This window comes from Yersinia similis (genome assembly GCF_001053095.1).
Classification (GTDB): Bacteria; Pseudomonadota; Gammaproteobacteria; order Enterobacterales; family Enterobacteriaceae; genus Yersinia; species Yersinia similis.
In genome coordinates this window covers 13,170-28,288 of sequence record NZ_CGBP01000042.1, presented here as the reverse complement: position 1 = coordinate 28,288, position 15,119 = coordinate 13,170, and the positions used below count along the sequence as shown (strand labels likewise).

Genomic DNA, 15,119 nt, shown 5'->3' with positions numbered 1-15,119 from the left:
TGAAGAAGCTGGCTACCCAGGCGGCGAACGACACCAACTCTGCGGCAGACCGCGAGGCTATCCAAAAAGAATTTACCATTCTGGGTGAAGAGCTGCAAAACGCGCTGAACAACACTGAATATAACTCCGAGAAGCTGTTTGCTAAAGATGGCAAAATGCGTAAGGAATTGAACTTCCAAAGCGGCACCGATGCAGGATCCAGCCTGAAATTAGATCTGAATAAAGTGATTGAAGAACTGACGGATAGTGTCACGAAAAAAGCAACGCCAGTTAAAGCAGATGCTACTGGTTCGACATTGGAGAAAGAGGCTGATGTTTTGGATAAGGCAACAAAGGCAGCTAAGACAGCAAAAGAGGCTGCTGAAGCAGCGCAATTAGCCATTGCTGGTAAAAAAGATGGTGATGCGATAACAGCCACTGCTATCCCTGAGTATAAGGATGCGACTGGTCAGGTTATTGCCGCAAAGACTACAGGCACTACACTGAGTACAGCTGATATTAACCAAATTAATGACGCTGCTACCGCTCTAACCAAAGCACATGCTGCCGCAGAGAAGGCAGAAAACCTATTCCAGGCCAAAAACTCTACCGGTGGCGGTGTAATGGAGATGCAACTACTGGATAAAGATCTGGCGATGATGGCCGATAAAAAGCTGTCAGACGTGATTGACGCCTACGGCGCTTTCCGTGCCACGCTGGGGGCGAACCAAAACCGCCTGCAATCGTCTTCCAACAACCTGGATAACATGATCAGCAACACACAGCAGGCGCTGGGCAGCATTAAAGATACCGATTTTGCGGATGAGATGAAAAACCACGCGCAGAGCGAGATGTTAATGCAATCGAGCGTGATGATGTTGAAAAAAGCCAGCGCAGCAACACAGTTGATTTCGACCCTGCTGCAAGGTTAATAAACCGGTTGCCCAGGTTAATATAATAGGCCATGAACTTAATCGATACCGCTTTTCGGAGCGGTATTCTTTTATCAACGTTTTATTTCCGCCGTTATTAAATAAACGGAATATTTATTTCCTTACGTTAAATAAACTCAATAAATATCAATAAATTAATTATTGGCATGTATCTTGCTTTCTGTGAAGTATAAAAACAGAATATAAAATAGGAGTTGTTATGTTAGAACTTGATCCGGAAAAGATGGCGACACTCAGTGCTGATAAAACCTTTGCCAGTAAGAAAGCCCGTTTGGCGACACAGCAAAAACAAATTAATGACCAAAAGGCGAGTGTCAATAAATTACAAACGGCAGTAACCGATTTCCGTTCGGCATTAAATAAATTAAACCAGCGGGACTCTGGGCTACTGCAAATAAAAACCACCAGTAGCGACGATAAGCTGGTCAGCGCCAGTGCAACCGCACAAGCGGTAAAAGGCAAATACCATTTATTTGTCGAGCAATTAGCCAAGACAGACCAGGTTGCTCTAAAAGATATTACTGATGGCAAATTAACGTTAGCAACAGGCCCGGTAGAGCTGTCCGTGGGTAAAACCAAATTAACCGTTGATTTAACCTCGGTAAATAGCCTGGAAGAGTTAGCGAATGCCATTAACAATGCCAGTGACAAGGCTAAAAATAGCGATGGGCAAGGAATTACCGCCTCATTAGTGCGTACCGGCAGCGATGTGGTATTGACGCTGAGCAGCAATAAAAGTGGTGCGGCCCATACGTTGGATGTGAGTCATTTAACCACCACACTTAGCGCGACAAAGCAGCAACTGGCTGACGGGCAAGACGCCATTGTCTGGCTAGGGAAAAAGCCAACAGGGATAGAGATAACACACGACAGCAATGTATTGGATAAGGCAATTCAGGGGCTTACCCTGTCATTGCAGAAAGAAAATGTTGCGGTTGAGGTAGGCGTAGAAATCGATAATGAGGCCAGTGAAGAGCAACTGAAAACGTTCGTCTCTAGGTTTAATCAATTGCAAAAACTGGTGGAGTCCTCATCCTCGGTACCCAATGCCAGTGCAATCAGTACCCTGTTGAATAACATTATCAGAAGCCCAATTGATGGTGAACGTATTCATGCTTTCGGTGTGACTAGTGGGCGGGACGGTGAATTAACCATCGACAGCAAACAATTGCAAGAAACGCTGAAAGCCAATACGCAGCATTTCAGTGAATTCTTCAATGGCAAGAATGGGATCGTCAATAAATTAACCGAGTCATTAGAACCTTATATCAATGCCACATCGGGTTTGTTCAAACTGGATAATGACCGATTAGGTCTAGATGTAACTGCTATCCAGAAAGAGATTGATGCTGTTGATGGTGACTATAAACAGGCATACGAAACTCATTTGGTAAAATTCTCGGCGATAAGAAATTTGATCACCAAAATGAACAGTACCATGGAATTATTTAAACCAGAAAAAGAGCAGAAATAAAGAGAATTTATGATGTATGACGAACCAATGGCAGGATTATATCAACAAACGGATATTGATATTCAGGCGGCAGCAGCAACGCCACATCAACTGGTTATGATGTTATTTGATGGCCTGAGGGATGAGTTAATTCGTGCTAAAGGGCATATTGAGGCCGGGCGTTATGAGCATAAAGTTAAGAGTATTAATAAATGTATTAATATTCTTAATGGCTTAACCAGTGTGCTTAATTATGAAGATGGCGGTGATTTATCGGTCACTATCAGCAAATTATACGACTATTGTGTTTATCGTTTATATGAGGCCAGTAATCTGCTCTCTATCGAAATTATTGCTGAGGTCGAAGGGATTTTAACCGCCTTATATCAAGGTTGGGAAGGGATGAAACATTAATATGACTATTTTGGCTACCGCTGAGGCGTTGTCGAGTGAATTGGAAAGCGCGAGCCAGGGCAAAGATTGGCCACGCCTGTTGCTGGTGGATGAGCGCGTGGCTCATCTGCTGGTTTCAATCGCCAAACAGAAGGTATCGTCAGATTCTGTTCAGTCATTGAAATTATTACAACAGAGCCATCAACGGGCTATCCAGCGTTGCCAGGCTTATCAACAAGTCCTTAAAGCCGATATGGAACAGATGCGCAACCGGCAAGAGGGCATCAGTGCCTATGCCGCTATGGCGATCCGCACCTACCATGATATGGCACAGGAAGAGGGCCGCTAAGATGATTACGCTGAACACACTGTCTCAGATAACCGATTCGTTAGCCCCAACAGAAGAGGAGATAAAAGCACCCACGACCGCCAGCCCAGATGATGGGGTGAATATTAGCAGCCGGTCCACATTTGATGCTGTTTTGTCACAGGCGTTGGTTCCGTATCAACCGATTTCGTTAAGCCCTACGGCCGTGGAGGAGGTTATCGCGGCGTTCGATGCTAAGGGTACGATTGGTACCAATGAGGCTGATGATCATGCAGATCTCACAATGTCTGCGGATGAAAAGAACCAGCAACTGCTTGATGCATTGCTGCAAATTCAGCCTAAACATGTTTCATCAATGGCAGCTAAACCGGTGCTACAGGGGCAGGCATTCCCATCATTGATATCAGAAGGTGAGAAGCCCGCACCACAGGCGGCGGTCACCCTCAGTGATAGCGTGCCCGTCAGCCTTTCCACACCGGAGCGTTCCCTGACACAGAGCGAGAGCCTATTTCCGCTTATCCGCAATGGGCAGATCGCTAGTAATGTGCCGATCGATAGTAATGTGCCGATCGATAGTAATATGCCGATCGGTAGCCCTGTTCAGAGCGGTAATGTACAGAGCGGTAATGTACCAAGCGGCGGCAATGAAACCAGCATCGCCTCGCGTGTTGATAGCTCACTCACGCTGGCTAATAACCGGCAAGAGTGGCCGCAGCAATTACGTGTGGCATTGGGGGAGCGTTTGCAGGTGCAGGCTGATAGCCGAGTACAACATGCCACGATCCGCCTTGACCCTCCAGATATGGGCAAGATTGATATCTCGATTCATTTTGAGGGCGGTAAGTTGCAGGTGAATATTAATGCCAATCAAGGCGAAGTTTACCGTGCATTACAGCAAAGTAGCGCTGAATTACGCCAAACACTGGTTGGGCAAAACAGTGCTGAAGTCAACGTACAGGTTTCGGCTAATAGCCAGCAGCAACAGCAACAGCGTCATCCTAACCATCACGGGCAACCCGATATTCTGGCTGCACAACATTTTGAGAGTCAGGCAGAAAAAAATGCCGATGATGGGACGCTCCTAATAACGATCTAAAGGATTATTGATGAAGACCAAGAAAAAAGCATTTTCGATGAAAATGCGGGTATTCCTATTGCTAATTTCCGGGGTAATCGCTGTTCTTTTATTTTCCCGCGAAACGATTTTTAAAAAAATGGGGTATCAACCTGCAACGGTGAGCCACTCTTTTATTCGAGGTAATAAAGCGGTTCAGTTTGTTGAAATTAAGAATATGGTGATTACGCTGAAAGACAATAATACCGAACGCTATTTGCAACTGGAATTAGGGATGGCGACCGGTGATGATAAAGACATTAAAAATGTTATTGCTATGGTGCCGGTTATTCAAGCCACAACAGTGAATTTACTTTCCAATATGGATTATCAAGCTGTGCGCCATACCTCTATTTTAGATTTACGTCGCCAACTAATGAATGAATATAAGCAAGATTTTGCAGAATTAAATGTGCCGATGCCATTTGATGATGTGGTTATCAGCAGAATGGTCTTTCAATAATCATAATGGAAAAAATAGAGTTTGAAGCGTGTTTAACGCTCACCGCCGCAGAGGAAGGGAAATATCTGAACGCGTATTTACCGTTGGTAAAACGTATTGTCAGGCAGCTCTCTTTTCAGGCGGATAGCGTAATAGGCAAGGAGGATATGCAGCAAATTGCATTGATGGGGCTATTAGAGGCACTGCGCCGCTATGGTCATCCTGATGGGCAATTTGCCGCCTATGCCGTCCATCGTATTCGCGGTTCAATATTGGATCAATTGAGGGAACATGACTGGCGACCCCGGCGGTTGCGGCAGAAAACCCATAAAACCAATGAGGCAATCCGGCAAATCGCCAAGCGGCTGGGCCATGAACCTAACTTTGAGGAGATCAGTGCCGAATTAAATCTGACGGCAGATGAGTATCAGGAATATCTCTTATTGGAGAGTGCTGGCGCGATGGAGAGTCTGGATGAAATTCTTGCACTGGATGCCCATAATGATATTTTGCAAAGTCGTGATCTGGAAGAGAATATTATTATTGAAGATAATCTCAAACAGGCGATCAGTTCATTAGATGAACGTGAGCAAATGATTTTGCATCTTTATTATCAGCAAGAATTGAGTATGAAAGAGATCGCACAGGTACTGGATCTGACAGAGGCACGTATCTGCCAGCTAAATAAGAAATTAGTACAAAAAATTAAATTGTTTTTTTAAATTATCGAGGGTGTTATGCAGAAGATATTTGGCCTGCTGGTCATTATGGTATGTGTGATTGGTGGCTATTTAATGTCTGGTGGCGTGCTGGCATCATTTTGGCAACCTGGGGAAATTATTATTATTGTGGGCGCGGGTGTCGGGGCCATGATATTAGGTAACCCCGGATCCGTATTGAAAGATATGTGGCACCAGATTTTGGCTGTTACGCGTCGGAGTGAATATACGGGTGAATTTCAACAGCAATTATTGTTGTTATTATATGAGTTGCTGGAAATGGTTGATGAGGGCGGTTTGAAGCGCTTGGACGAGCATATTGAAATCCCTGCCAATAGCTCGGTATTTCAGCGTTATCCGCTGATTTTACAGGATCTGCATCTGATCACTTTTATCTCTGATAATTTCCGTCTGATGGCGATGGGTAAAATTAATCAACATGAGCTGGAAAGTATTTTAGAACAGGAGTTATCCGCCGTAGAGGAGGAGCTGTTGGTGCCTTCCCGCTCTTTTCAGCGTATTGCTGAAGCCATGCCGGGGTTTGGTATCTGCGCCGCAGTACTGGGTATCATCATTACCATGCAATCCATCGATGGCTCGATTGCCATGATCGGTGTGAAAGTTGCCGCCGCCTTGATCGGTACATTCCTCGGCGTGTTTATCTGTTATTGCCTGATGGATCCGCTGGCTAATGCCATGGAGCAAGAGATCAAAAAGAAGCTGGCATTATTTGAGTGTGTGCGCATGGTGTTGGTTAATCATGTCGCCGGCAAGCCGTCGTTACTGGCTGTGGATGCGGGCCGCAAGATGCTTCCGCTAGACAACAAACCTACGTTTGCCACGCTGGACTCCTGGATTAATAAGCTGATAACGGCAGGCGTCTAATGAGAAATCATGCTAGTGGCGGGCATACCACCATTATCAAACGGGTAAACAGAAAAAAACACCATGCCAGGCACTCCGGTGCATGGAAAGTGGCATTTGCCGACTTTACCCTGGCGATGATGGCACTATTTATGGTGCTGTGGATTGTTGGGGTGGTATCCGAAGAGGAGCGGCAAGAGATCGTAGCGCAGGTAAATGGAAAAACTATTTTTGCCCAACAATCGTTTATCTCTATTCCGTCAAAAAGTAAAAGTGGCGGGGGCAAGTTATCTGACAGTGTTGATGGCAAAGAGCAGGCTAAAGAGACCAAAAGCAACCTTGCGATTGATGTTCCTGAACCAGAACAATCATTAGAAGAGGTGGTGGATAAATCACGTCATGAAATGGAAGAGTTATCGCGGATTATTATGCAAATTACCTCGGCCTATGATGCGCAATCTAACTTGCAAATCGAGGTGGTGCCGCAGGGGCTACGTATCTTGATCCAGGATGACAAGCAGCGGGATATGTTCCAGCGCAGTAGTGCCGTGTTAACGCCTTTCTTTAACCGCCTATTGGGTGAGTTAGCACCGGCTTTTAACGAGATGGATAATAAAATTATTATCACGGGTCATACCGATGCTTCCCGTTACCGTGATCAGGTGCTGTACAACAACTGGAATCTGTCTGGTGAGCGGGCGCTGATGGCACATAAAGCGTTGGTCAATGGAGGATTGGATGAGGGGCGTGTATTACAAATCAATGCGATGGCAGACCAAATGTTGCTTGACCCAACGGACCCTTTGGCGGCTAAAAACCGCCGTATTGAAATTATGGTATTAACCAAAACAGCCTCCGATACCTTGTATCAATTCTTTGGTCATCACGGCGAGAATGTCGTGAAACCTGCGGCTGAGAAAGCTGAAAAATAGTCGTATTACAGCGTCGCTTTATCCCTAAATATTTCGAGTTGCAGGAAGGCGGCTAACGCACATGCAGCTTGAAGTATGACGAGCATATGTTGGTGTTTCACCGTCCAGTCTACACACCCTCACTCTTACGGGCTGGACGGTGCTTTTTATGGGGGCAGTTTTTATCCCCTTTCGCCAATATTTTTCAGCTGAATAGAATAGTTTCAATTTTAAATCGGCTCCCAACCGATTTTGTCTCTCTCGCTGTCTGCCTTACTGAAATTCAAATTATTTAACATAGATAAAAATATTTATATTAATGGATAAATATTGGGGTATTAATCCGTGTAATAACCTGGCCTGCGGGATATTTCATACATAATTGTAAGAAACCACAAAGTAAGCAAGGATGTACGGACGATAAGGATGATGGTAAGCTGAATAAAATCTGATTTTTATTTAAAGGAATAAAGGTTTAGCTTATGAGCGGAATTGAAAATCATAAAAAAACGAATATATTTTTTATTGTTGAGCGGCTTTATCCTCGAGACAGTTTAGTACCGTCTGTAGGGACTGTCGGACCTTCTTTGGTACAAGTACACCGGATGATATATCAACTTACTAAAAAACAAGACGTTTTCTTAGATGGTGAAAAAGTCGATCTCAATAATATCACTTTATGGCAGCGTCTTAAGTCTATTACCGGCGGTAAAATTACCACTAAAGATAGCCAAGATGTTAAGTTCGCTTATGTTCTGGATTATGCAGGGAGTGAGTTCGCTGCTGTCCCTATTCAAGGTCTTAGACTTGAAGGTAATACTAATTACTTCTACAAAAAATTCACCAAAGAATATAAAGTCCCAACGCCTAAACTTTTACATTATGGTTCAGACACGATAAAAAATATAAATCTGCATGGCAGAAGTAATGTGTCTTTCTTTATGGATAACGGTGGCCGAAATGCGCCAACAGCTGCGGCAAAATATAATAAAAATACCGGAGAAATATCGTTGATTAAATCAATGCATGAGCTCTCTAAATCAATGCAGGACATCAAGAACAGTGGCGCGAGAACATGATGCTTACCACGCCCAAATGGGGGCTACCTCTCCTTATCATCGTTTATGCGGCGATAGGGTTCGTGGTGCCGAACGCCTTGGTTGAAGTTTATTTTCATGGCAAGCACTTGATGGTTGATGATGCAGAGGGTTTCATCCGCAAGCCCTTAATTGATGCCGCTATGTTTGCTGTTGGTATTTGCGTAATATATTATTTATTCACCATGGTGAATAAATACGACTCGTTAAAGAAAGAGATGATTTTTCACGTCAAGTTTCTACTGACGAATACTGTTTTGCTATTGGTTATTCTGTATCTGAGCAGCCGTGATGATGTTAGGTTAAATGAATCTGTGGTTAGCGTTACTGTTGATTATGTGAATTTTTATCCTTACTACATTACATCAACATTAATCAGTTTTGTTATTTTATTTTTTCTGAGAAAGAAAAAGTCAAATGAAAATAATAAATAAAATAACCGCTCTCCTCATCCGAGGGTACAAAAAATCTTTTGACCCGACGGGAAGAGACAATAGATTGCAATATGTGAGCATTGTCTTATTTCAGGCAATGCTATTCTTATGTTATGACTATTTTTTTGTCAGTGATGGCAACGAAATTGCCTTTTCAGTTTTTATTATTTTATTGCTTCCGTTGTTCTCAAGCAGTATCCGCAGACTTCATGATGCCGGATACTCAGCCTTCGTATGGCTGTTTGTTCCCTTTCTTATCTTGCCCATTTGTCTCTTTCTAAAATCAGAACCCGCTAAGAATAAATATGGTGAACCAGAAGTGTGAATAGCCCGTGACCCGGTAATCTTTCTATCCGTCATCCGTCATCCGTCATCCGTCATCCATAAAACTGCATCTGCGTTGGCCGTTACATTTCCATTAACCGTCAAATATGCAACAACCCTTGGCAGCGAAGAAATAGATGCCAAGGGTGATAGCGAAGGTTTAACGTGGCGTGATCGTCACGGTATTGCCACTGGTGGCAATGGTCACCCGCTGCCCTGGGTGGAACTGTGTTACGCCCTGAGCTTGAACGACCAAGAATGTTGACCCATTATCACGGCGTACTTCCAGTTCGACGCCGCTACTGCGATTCATCATGCTCTGGACCTGCTGACCAACGACTCCACCAGCCACCGCACCTGCTGCGGTGCCAAGGCGACGCCCGGTGCCACCTCCTATCGTATTCCCTAAGAAGCCACCGACAACGGCTCCCCCTACGGCTCCGGCAACGTTATTCCCATCACCCCCCTGAATAGTCACTGGGCGGACAGACACTAAGGTACCGTGTGTAACGGATTGGGTTTGCCCAGCTTGAGAGCTGCTGAAGGTATCGCCCGAAAGGGTATTGTTATTGGCGCAACCACTGAGCGTGGCGATGGCGATAGCAGCAAGAATAAATGGTTTAACCATGGTATAGCCCCTTTTAGCCCAGAACCGATTGAATATCGCCCGGTCAGATGAGCATAACACGGTTGATTTATAGATAGATTGATTCATATACAAAATTTATATTATTTATAATGCGATAAGGTCTCGGTGGAAGGTAAAGGGATGAACGCTCAGGGCCAAAAGCACATTGAAAACCCCGTTTTAGACGCAACGCGGAGGGACTCGCGCAACGCCGTCCGCCAGATAACATCATGACCGAGCCACTTTTTTTAACAGACATTCAATCGTATAAAAAATCGCCAAAAGAAATATATTATTAGTAATAGGCTTAATAGATTAAAAAATTTATTTTTAAATCGACTTCTTTTCAAATAAACGAAGCAGGGGATAAGAATTATTATGGCAAATATCACTGTAATATCTCTGATATCATCGACAACAAAGGCTCGATGTGCAATGCATGCATTCTTTATTTCTATACCATCAATAAATGCTTCTTCTTTAAAAGATGAAATAAGGTAGATAGTAAAAAAGCAAAAAATATAATAGACATAGATTATTGTTTTTTTCATTTTTTAACACCTGGGTTGATATAGATACCCGTCATTTTTCAAGCTGCATGTGCGTAGGCTGATTTCGTTCACTTCAGTCACCACCTTCCCGAAACTTACATTATTTTGGATATAAGTAATTTTTAACACAATTTATTTATTAACGAATTGTATTTTTTCTATACTTTTACTTTTACTTTTACTTTTACTTTTATCAGTACCTTTTAGGTTTTGACCTTCAAAGCACATTTGAGCTGCCGAATGAAGAGAGAAGGCAAGGAAAACGGGCAGGACGCCCGTTTTAGGCGTCACGCGGAGGGACCCGCGTAAAGCCACCCGCCAGCCGAAACGATGACTGAGGGTATCCACGCAGTGGACAAGCGATACGTGCGCAAGCGCGGGGATTCCACAAGGGGTCACGCGCTTGTGACCCCTTTGGCGGTTGTGGCATAGGAGATCAGGCAAACGCCGATCTCCTGTCAACCGAACCGATCACCAAACCGCCTCCCGACCCGATCACCAAACCGCCTCCCGAACCGAGCACCAAACCGCCTCCCGAACCGATCACCCCCAGCTCCCCCCACCATCACACCGATAAATCTTCAGAAAAAATCAAAGACAACTCCTCTACTGGCATAGGTTTGGCAAGAAAATACCCCTGGACCTCATCACAATGTAGTGACTGCAAATAGGTAAGCTGCTCGGCAGTTTCTACGCCCTCGGCGATCACGGTCATGGAAATAGCATGGCCCAAGTTAATAATCCCCTCGACAATGGATTGGCCTTCATGTGACTCGGTGAGTTTATCAATAAAACTTTTATCAATTTTCAGTCCATCAAAAGGGAAACGGTGCAGATAATTCAGTGAAGAATAGCCGGTACCAAAATCATCTATCGACAGACGTATACCCAAGGTTTTTAGCGCGGTCATGACCTTCAGTGCGCCATCTGCATCTTCAATCATAATTCTTTCGGTGATCTCCAATTCCAGCCGGTGGCTGGGCAAACCTGTCATTAATAGGGCTTGCCGGACTCGCTCAATAAGACATTGGCCCCTGAATTCAATCGCCGAAATATTGACCGAGACAATCAATGAGGTTGGCCATGTCATCGCGTCTTGGCAGGCTTGTAATAGGGTCCAATCGCTGATGGCGGTGATAAGCCCGGTCTCCTCCGCTAACGCAATAAATTGATCTGGCATCAGCAACCCCAAAACCGGGTGGTTCCAGCGTACCAACGCTTCTACCCCTATCAATTGCATTTCATCAGTACGGTAGCGAGGTTGATAGTAAAGACAGAATTCGCTTTTTTTAACCGCTAAACGTAAAAACTTTTCAAGTTCAATTCGTTGCATCAAGCGGTCATTCATTTCACTGGCGTAAAAACGCCACCGGTTACGGACATTATTTTTGGCTTCACACATCGCGATATCAGCGAATCGCAGCAATTCTTCCGCTTGCATCGAATCTTGTGGTGCCAATGTAATACCAATACTGGCCCCAAGATAAATTTCCTGATCATTTATCACATACGGCATTTGGATGCGGGTAATGACTCTGGCGCACAACAGTTCTATCTCGTAGGAGGAGGAGAGATCGGAAATAATTAAAATAAATTCATCTCCGCCTTGGCGGGAAACCAGATCTTTGTCACGCAAGCATGAGCGCAGGCGCTCAGCAACCTGATAAAGCACTTGATCGCCAGTGACATGACCAAAGATATCGTTGACGGGCTTAAACTTATCCAAATTAACATTGAGGACCACCAAGGGATGCTCCACGGCGGCCAGATTGTGCAGCTTATTTTCCAGGAACTCTTTCATCAATGTTCGGTTGGGTAAGCCGGTTAGCGCATCATGTAGAGAAAGGTGCTCAATACGTTTCTGAGCTTCGATTTCACGCGTGAGATCAGAGGCGGTACCGCGAAAACCGATGATTTCACCCTGCTGAATGATCGGTTTAGCATGGATCCGGCAGACTCGCTTGTCACCTTTAGCAGAGAAATAAGTGCATTGCCGCTCGTTACGTGAATTTGTCAAATGGGTGTGTTGTAACCATGTGCGTAGCGAAGTAATGTCGCAATTTAGCAGTGAATCAAGGCTACGCCCCAGCCACTGATCAATATTCCATCCACTGATGATTAAGAAACGTTGTGACAGATAAGTAATATGTAACTCGGCATCGGTCTCCCATAACCAATCGCTGGCCGATTCGGCCACATGGCGGAAACGTTCTTCGCTGGTCGCCAACGCGGCCCGGCTCCTGTCGGTGGTTTGCGCCTCCGAGATGGCGCGGCGTATAACCAGCCAGGCGGTTAGCCCAATGATCAGGGCAACCAGCGCCAGTAACGGCAGCAAGATATTTAACAATGGGGTCCCTGGCATCTCCTGATCCCAGAGTAAGGTCAGGGTGCTGTTATCGGATGAGGCGATGATCAGTGAAGGTTTGGAGGCGGCATCCTGGCTATTTCTCGGCATACGCAGGTTGTGGATACCATAATTCTCCCCCAATGCGCTAAGTTCAGCCGGTGTCAGGATATTAATAAATACCAGCACGGAAGGTGGACCAGTAACCAATTGGACACGTGGATCTTCTCCGGGCGTTAATGCGGCGGCGGCAATTAATGCTGGCTGACCCGCTATTTCGAGAGTATCGACAGCAATATCTTGTTTTTCAGTATAGGTTTTTTGAGCCGATTTTTTGGGGAAATATAGTTTTTCCGCCCGCTGACGTGCGATATCGATTAGCGGCGTAATATCTTTATGCAGCCAACTCTGTAGGTCTGTATTGACCAATTGCCCATTGATCACCGAATAACGGGTCTTTCCCTGCCCATCAATGACAAAGACACCTTCAAGACTAAAATCTTTATACAGTGAAGGCCCCATATTTTGGCTAATAAAGGCCCAATCGGTATCCATTTTTACATGTAAGTGCTGGTAAGCATCCCCCCAAAATGCATTATCTTTTATTCTGGCTTTGAGTGAGTTTTGCTGCATTTTCCATGCTTTTTCGACCAGAAAGCGGCTTTGCACACTTGCCTGTTCATTTAATTGTGATGCGATATAAATAATACCCATAGCCGCAATAATGATCGTCATCCCAACCAGTAAGGCCATGGTTTGCAGTGTCCGTTTCGCAAAAAAGACATTTTCCCCTGTTATCCGTGACGTTGATTTTGGCGGTCTGGCGTCGGTCATAGCGAATTCCCTTAGCGATTACATATGCGGACTGAGACTTAATGGTAGAAAAGTATTCGTTAAACCAGTAGGCAATATAAACTAGCACACCTTTGGATACTTATAGTTTTAACGTGTGATAATTGACTTCATTGATGACTTTTCTCTTATCCCCTAAAGTAAGTCGAGTTGCAGAAAGGCGGCCAACGCACATGCAACTTGGAGTATGACGGGTATATCAGTATCAAACCGTGCGCTTCTCTCTGCTCAAATTATTTAAGGTATGGGAATTTCTGTAGTAAGGCGTTAAAGTTGCGACAGAATATGACTGACCCCGAGAAGTTTTGTCTAATGTGAGTCTTGTCTAATGTGATCCTTGTTTAATGTGATCCTTGTTTAATGTGATCTTAGTTTAATGTGATCTTATTTAATAAGATTAGGTTTAACACCAAGCCGTTCTATCCCGCCGAGAGTAAGGAATAAATCACCATGTTTACACTGAATTGGGTTCGGTCCACGCCAATTTTTTACGTGCCGCGAACCTTAGGCTCTCGGCTAATCTTACGCTCTTTGCTAATGGGGACTTGGCGGGCAAAGCAACGCCGCTATTCTTTACTGTCCCGTGCTCTTTTTCTGCTCATGCTAGGGGGGGGCACTGCGAGTGCGGCAACCGAACCTTTACCTGCCGTAACCGTCGCGGTGGTAGCGTCAATAACACCAGACAATGCCTTGCAATATCTTGGGCGGATTGAGGCGATTCAAGCGGTTGATGTGACTACCCGCATCGAAGGATTTATCGCCCGCCGTCTGTTTACCGAAGGGAAAATGGTCAAGCAGGGGGAACTGTTATATGAAATTGATCCCGCTTTGCATAAGGCATCGGTGACGCAAGCACAGGCGCAACTCGACAGCGCCACTGCCAGCGCCAATCATGCACAGGTGAACCTCACGCGTTTACAACGCTTGGGTAATAACCGCTCTGTCAGCCAGGCGGAGGTGGATGAAGCGCAGGCACAACGAGATATCAGCCGGGCAGCGGTGGCGCAGGCGCAGGCTAACCTACAAATTCAGCAATTACAGCTCAGCTTCACCCAAATTCATGCGCCAATCAGTGGGCAAATTGGTCACAGCCGTTTTAATGTTGGCAGCCTGATTAATCCCGCTAGCGGCACCTTGGTCAATATTGTGCAACTTGATCCGATTCGGGTGGCGATTGCTGTCAATGAACGGGATTACATTACCGCGACCTACCAACGCTCAGTCACCCGTGAAAAACTCACCGAAGACCCTTTGTTCCCGCTGGGGAGTTTTACCCCTCGCATTCAACTGGCAAATGGTAAGCAATATCCAGAGAGTGGTGTCTTTGAATCAGTGGATAACCAGATTGATAAGCAGACGGGAACGGTCATTATCCGTACTCGTTTTGCCAACCCTCGCCATTTGTTACTGCCAGGTGGCGTAGTGAATGTGTCATTGGCTGCAGACGACGCCAAACCCGTGACTGTCATCCCGATTGCGGCTTTACAACAGAATAAGCAGGGCCATTTTGTGCTGGTGGTGACCGATAAAGAGGTGGTTGAAGTGCGCCCTGTAACCCTTGGTGAACAGTTCGAACAGCAATATGCGGTGACAGATGGGGTGAAGGTGGGCGAAAAAGTCATTGTGGCAGGGCTACAGCATGTCCGACCGGGTATGACCGTGAACGCCAGCACGGTTAATGATGGAACTGTGAATAATAACGTTGCAGCACCATTGACGGCTAATTAAGGGGA

Annotated in this window: 16 protein-coding genes; 13 read left to right on the top strand and 3 right to left on the bottom strand. The window is 45.2% G+C overall.

Going from position 1 to position 15,119, the window contains the following annotated elements; all coding sequences use genetic code 11:
- The 12 genes from AC971_RS22310 to AC971_RS19925 form a co-directional block, all read left to right on the top strand.
- Nucleotides 1–911, top strand: a 911-nt coding sequence (locus AC971_RS22310) for a flagellin (protein WP_053084931.1), incomplete at its 5' end; no start/stop codon positions are given.
- A 220-nt stretch (nt 912–1,131) separates the two neighbouring features.
- Nucleotides 1,132–2,406 carry a flagellar filament capping protein FliD gene (gene fliD, locus AC971_RS19975; protein WP_025381361.1) on the top strand — a complete coding sequence of 425 codons (1,275 nt, stop codon included), beginning with the start codon at nt 1,132–1,134 and terminating at the stop codon, nt 2,404–2,406.
- A gap of 9 nt (nt 2,407–2,415) precedes the next feature.
- Nucleotides 2,416–2,799, top strand: coding sequence for a flagellar export chaperone FliS (gene fliS / locus AC971_RS19970; RefSeq protein WP_012104528.1), 384 nt, complete (start codon nt 2,416–2,418; stop codon nt 2,797–2,799).
- Nucleotide 2,800: 1 nt separating this feature from the next.
- Nucleotides 2,801–3,127 carry a hypothetical protein gene (locus AC971_RS19965; protein WP_025381360.1) on the top strand — a complete coding sequence of 109 codons (327 nt, stop codon included), beginning with the start codon at nt 2,801–2,803 and terminating at the stop codon, nt 3,125–3,127.
- 1 nt (nt 3,128) lies between these two features.
- Complete coding sequence (locus tag AC971_RS19960; RefSeq protein WP_025381359.1) at nt 3,129–4,202, top strand: flagellar hook-length control protein FliK; 1,074 nt, start codon at nt 3,129–3,131, stop codon at nt 4,200–4,202.
- Between the two features lie 10 nt (nt 4,203–4,212).
- Nucleotides 4,213–4,683: a flagellar basal body-associated FliL family protein gene (locus tag AC971_RS19955; RefSeq protein WP_025381358.1), complete on the top strand. Its 471-nt coding sequence runs from the start codon at nt 4,213–4,215 to the stop codon at nt 4,681–4,683.
- A gap of 5 nt (nt 4,684–4,688) precedes the next feature.
- Nucleotides 4,689–5,384 (top strand): FliA/WhiG family RNA polymerase sigma factor, encoded by a 696-nt coding sequence (locus tag AC971_RS19950; protein WP_025381357.1) that lies wholly within the window; start codon nt 4,689–4,691, stop codon nt 5,382–5,384.
- A gap of 15 nt (nt 5,385–5,399) precedes the next feature.
- Entirely contained in the window at nt 5,400–6,266 is an 867-nt protein-coding gene (gene motA, locus AC971_RS19945; RefSeq protein ID WP_025381356.1) for a flagellar motor stator protein MotA, read from the top strand.
- Nucleotides 6,266–7,177 (top strand): putative lateral flagellar export/assembly protein LafU, encoded by a 912-nt coding sequence (lafU, locus tag AC971_RS19940; protein ID WP_025381355.1) that lies wholly within the window; start codon nt 6,266–6,268, stop codon nt 7,175–7,177. The genes motA and lafU overlap by 1 nt, the downstream gene beginning before the upstream one ends.
- Before the next feature lie 461 nt (nt 7,178–7,638).
- Nucleotides 7,639–8,235 carry a hypothetical protein gene (locus AC971_RS19935; protein ID WP_025381354.1) on the top strand — a complete coding sequence of 199 codons (597 nt, stop codon included), beginning with the start codon at nt 7,639–7,641 and terminating at the stop codon, nt 8,233–8,235.
- A complete protein-coding gene (locus AC971_RS19930) occupies nt 8,232–8,687 on the top strand; it encodes a hypothetical protein (protein WP_025381353.1) in 456 nt (151 codons plus the stop codon). The genes AC971_RS19935 and AC971_RS19930 overlap by 4 nt, the downstream gene beginning before the upstream one ends.
- Entirely contained in the window at nt 8,671–9,012 is a 342-nt protein-coding gene (locus tag AC971_RS19925; protein WP_025381352.1) for a DUF805 domain-containing protein, read from the top strand. Before AC971_RS19930 ends, AC971_RS19925 begins: the two co-directional genes overlap by 17 nt.
- Before the next feature lie 159 nt (nt 9,013–9,171).
- On the opposite strand, the gene AC971_RS19920 is transcribed toward AC971_RS19925, so the two are convergent.
- The 3 genes from AC971_RS19920 to AC971_RS19910 form a co-directional block, all read right to left on the bottom strand.
- Nucleotides 9,172–9,639, bottom strand: coding sequence for an outer membrane lipoprotein (locus AC971_RS19920; RefSeq protein ID WP_025381351.1), 468 nt, complete (start codon nt 9,637–9,639; stop codon nt 9,172–9,174).
- A gap of 248 nt (nt 9,640–9,887) precedes the next feature.
- On the bottom strand, nt 9,888–10,190 hold the full coding sequence (locus AC971_RS19915; RefSeq protein ID WP_025381350.1) for a YjeO family protein: 303 nt from the start codon (nt 10,188–10,190) through the stop codon (nt 9,888–9,890).
- 565 nt (nt 10,191–10,755) lie between these two features.
- On the bottom strand, nt 10,756–13,368 hold the full coding sequence (locus AC971_RS19910) for a bifunctional diguanylate cyclase/phosphodiesterase (RefSeq protein WP_038402006.1): 2,613 nt from the start codon (nt 13,366–13,368) through the stop codon (nt 10,756–10,758).
- A gap of 468 nt (nt 13,369–13,836) precedes the next feature.
- Here AC971_RS19910 and AC971_RS19905 point away from each other — a divergent pair, with 468 nt between their 5' ends.
- Nucleotides 13,837–15,114, top strand: coding sequence for an efflux RND transporter periplasmic adaptor subunit (locus tag AC971_RS19905; protein ID WP_025381347.1), 1,278 nt, complete (start codon nt 13,837–13,839; stop codon nt 15,112–15,114).
- Nucleotides 15,115–15,119: the final 5 nt, after the last annotated feature.

What these genes read in the sequence shown, in the direction of transcription:
- fliD (WP_025381361.1), top strand. Translation starts at nt 1,132, where the DNA reads ATGTTAGAACTTGATCCGGAAAAGATGGCGACACTCAGTGCTGATAAA.
- fliS (WP_012104528.1), top strand. Translation starts at nt 2,416, where the DNA reads ATGATGTATGACGAACCAATGGCAGGATTATATCAACAAACGGATATT.
- AC971_RS19965 (WP_025381360.1), top strand. Translation starts at nt 2,801, where the DNA reads ATGACTATTTTGGCTACCGCTGAGGCGTTGTCGAGTGAATTGGAAAGC.
- AC971_RS19960 (WP_025381359.1), top strand. Translation starts at nt 3,129, where the DNA reads ATGATTACGCTGAACACACTGTCTCAGATAACCGATTCGTTAGCCCCA.
- AC971_RS19955 (WP_025381358.1), top strand. Translation starts at nt 4,213, where the DNA reads ATGAAGACCAAGAAAAAAGCATTTTCGATGAAAATGCGGGTATTCCTA.
- AC971_RS19950 (WP_025381357.1), top strand. Translation starts at nt 4,689, where the DNA reads ATGGAAAAAATAGAGTTTGAAGCGTGTTTAACGCTCACCGCCGCAGAG.
- motA (WP_025381356.1), top strand. Translation starts at nt 5,400, where the DNA reads ATGCAGAAGATATTTGGCCTGCTGGTCATTATGGTATGTGTGATTGGT.
- lafU (WP_025381355.1), top strand. Translation starts at nt 6,266, where the DNA reads ATGAGAAATCATGCTAGTGGCGGGCATACCACCATTATCAAACGGGTA.
- AC971_RS19935 (WP_025381354.1), top strand. Translation starts at nt 7,639, where the DNA reads ATGAGCGGAATTGAAAATCATAAAAAAACGAATATATTTTTTATTGTT.
- AC971_RS19930 (WP_025381353.1), top strand. Translation starts at nt 8,232, where the DNA reads ATGATGCTTACCACGCCCAAATGGGGGCTACCTCTCCTTATCATCGTT.
- AC971_RS19925 (WP_025381352.1), top strand. Translation starts at nt 8,671, where the DNA reads ATGAAAATAATAAATAAAATAACCGCTCTCCTCATCCGAGGGTACAAA.
- AC971_RS19920 (WP_025381351.1), bottom strand. Translation starts at nt 9,639, where the DNA reads ATGGTTAAACCATTTATTCTTGCTGCTATCGCCATCGCCACGCTCAGT.
- AC971_RS19915 (WP_025381350.1), bottom strand. Translation starts at nt 10,190, where the DNA reads ATGAAAAAAACAATAATCTATGTCTATTATATTTTTTGCTTTTTTACT.
- AC971_RS19910 (WP_038402006.1), bottom strand. Translation starts at nt 13,368, where the DNA reads ATGACCGACGCCAGACCGCCAAAATCAACGTCACGGATAACAGGGGAA.
- AC971_RS19905 (WP_025381347.1), top strand. Translation starts at nt 13,837, where the DNA reads ATGTTTACACTGAATTGGGTTCGGTCCACGCCAATTTTTTACGTGCCG.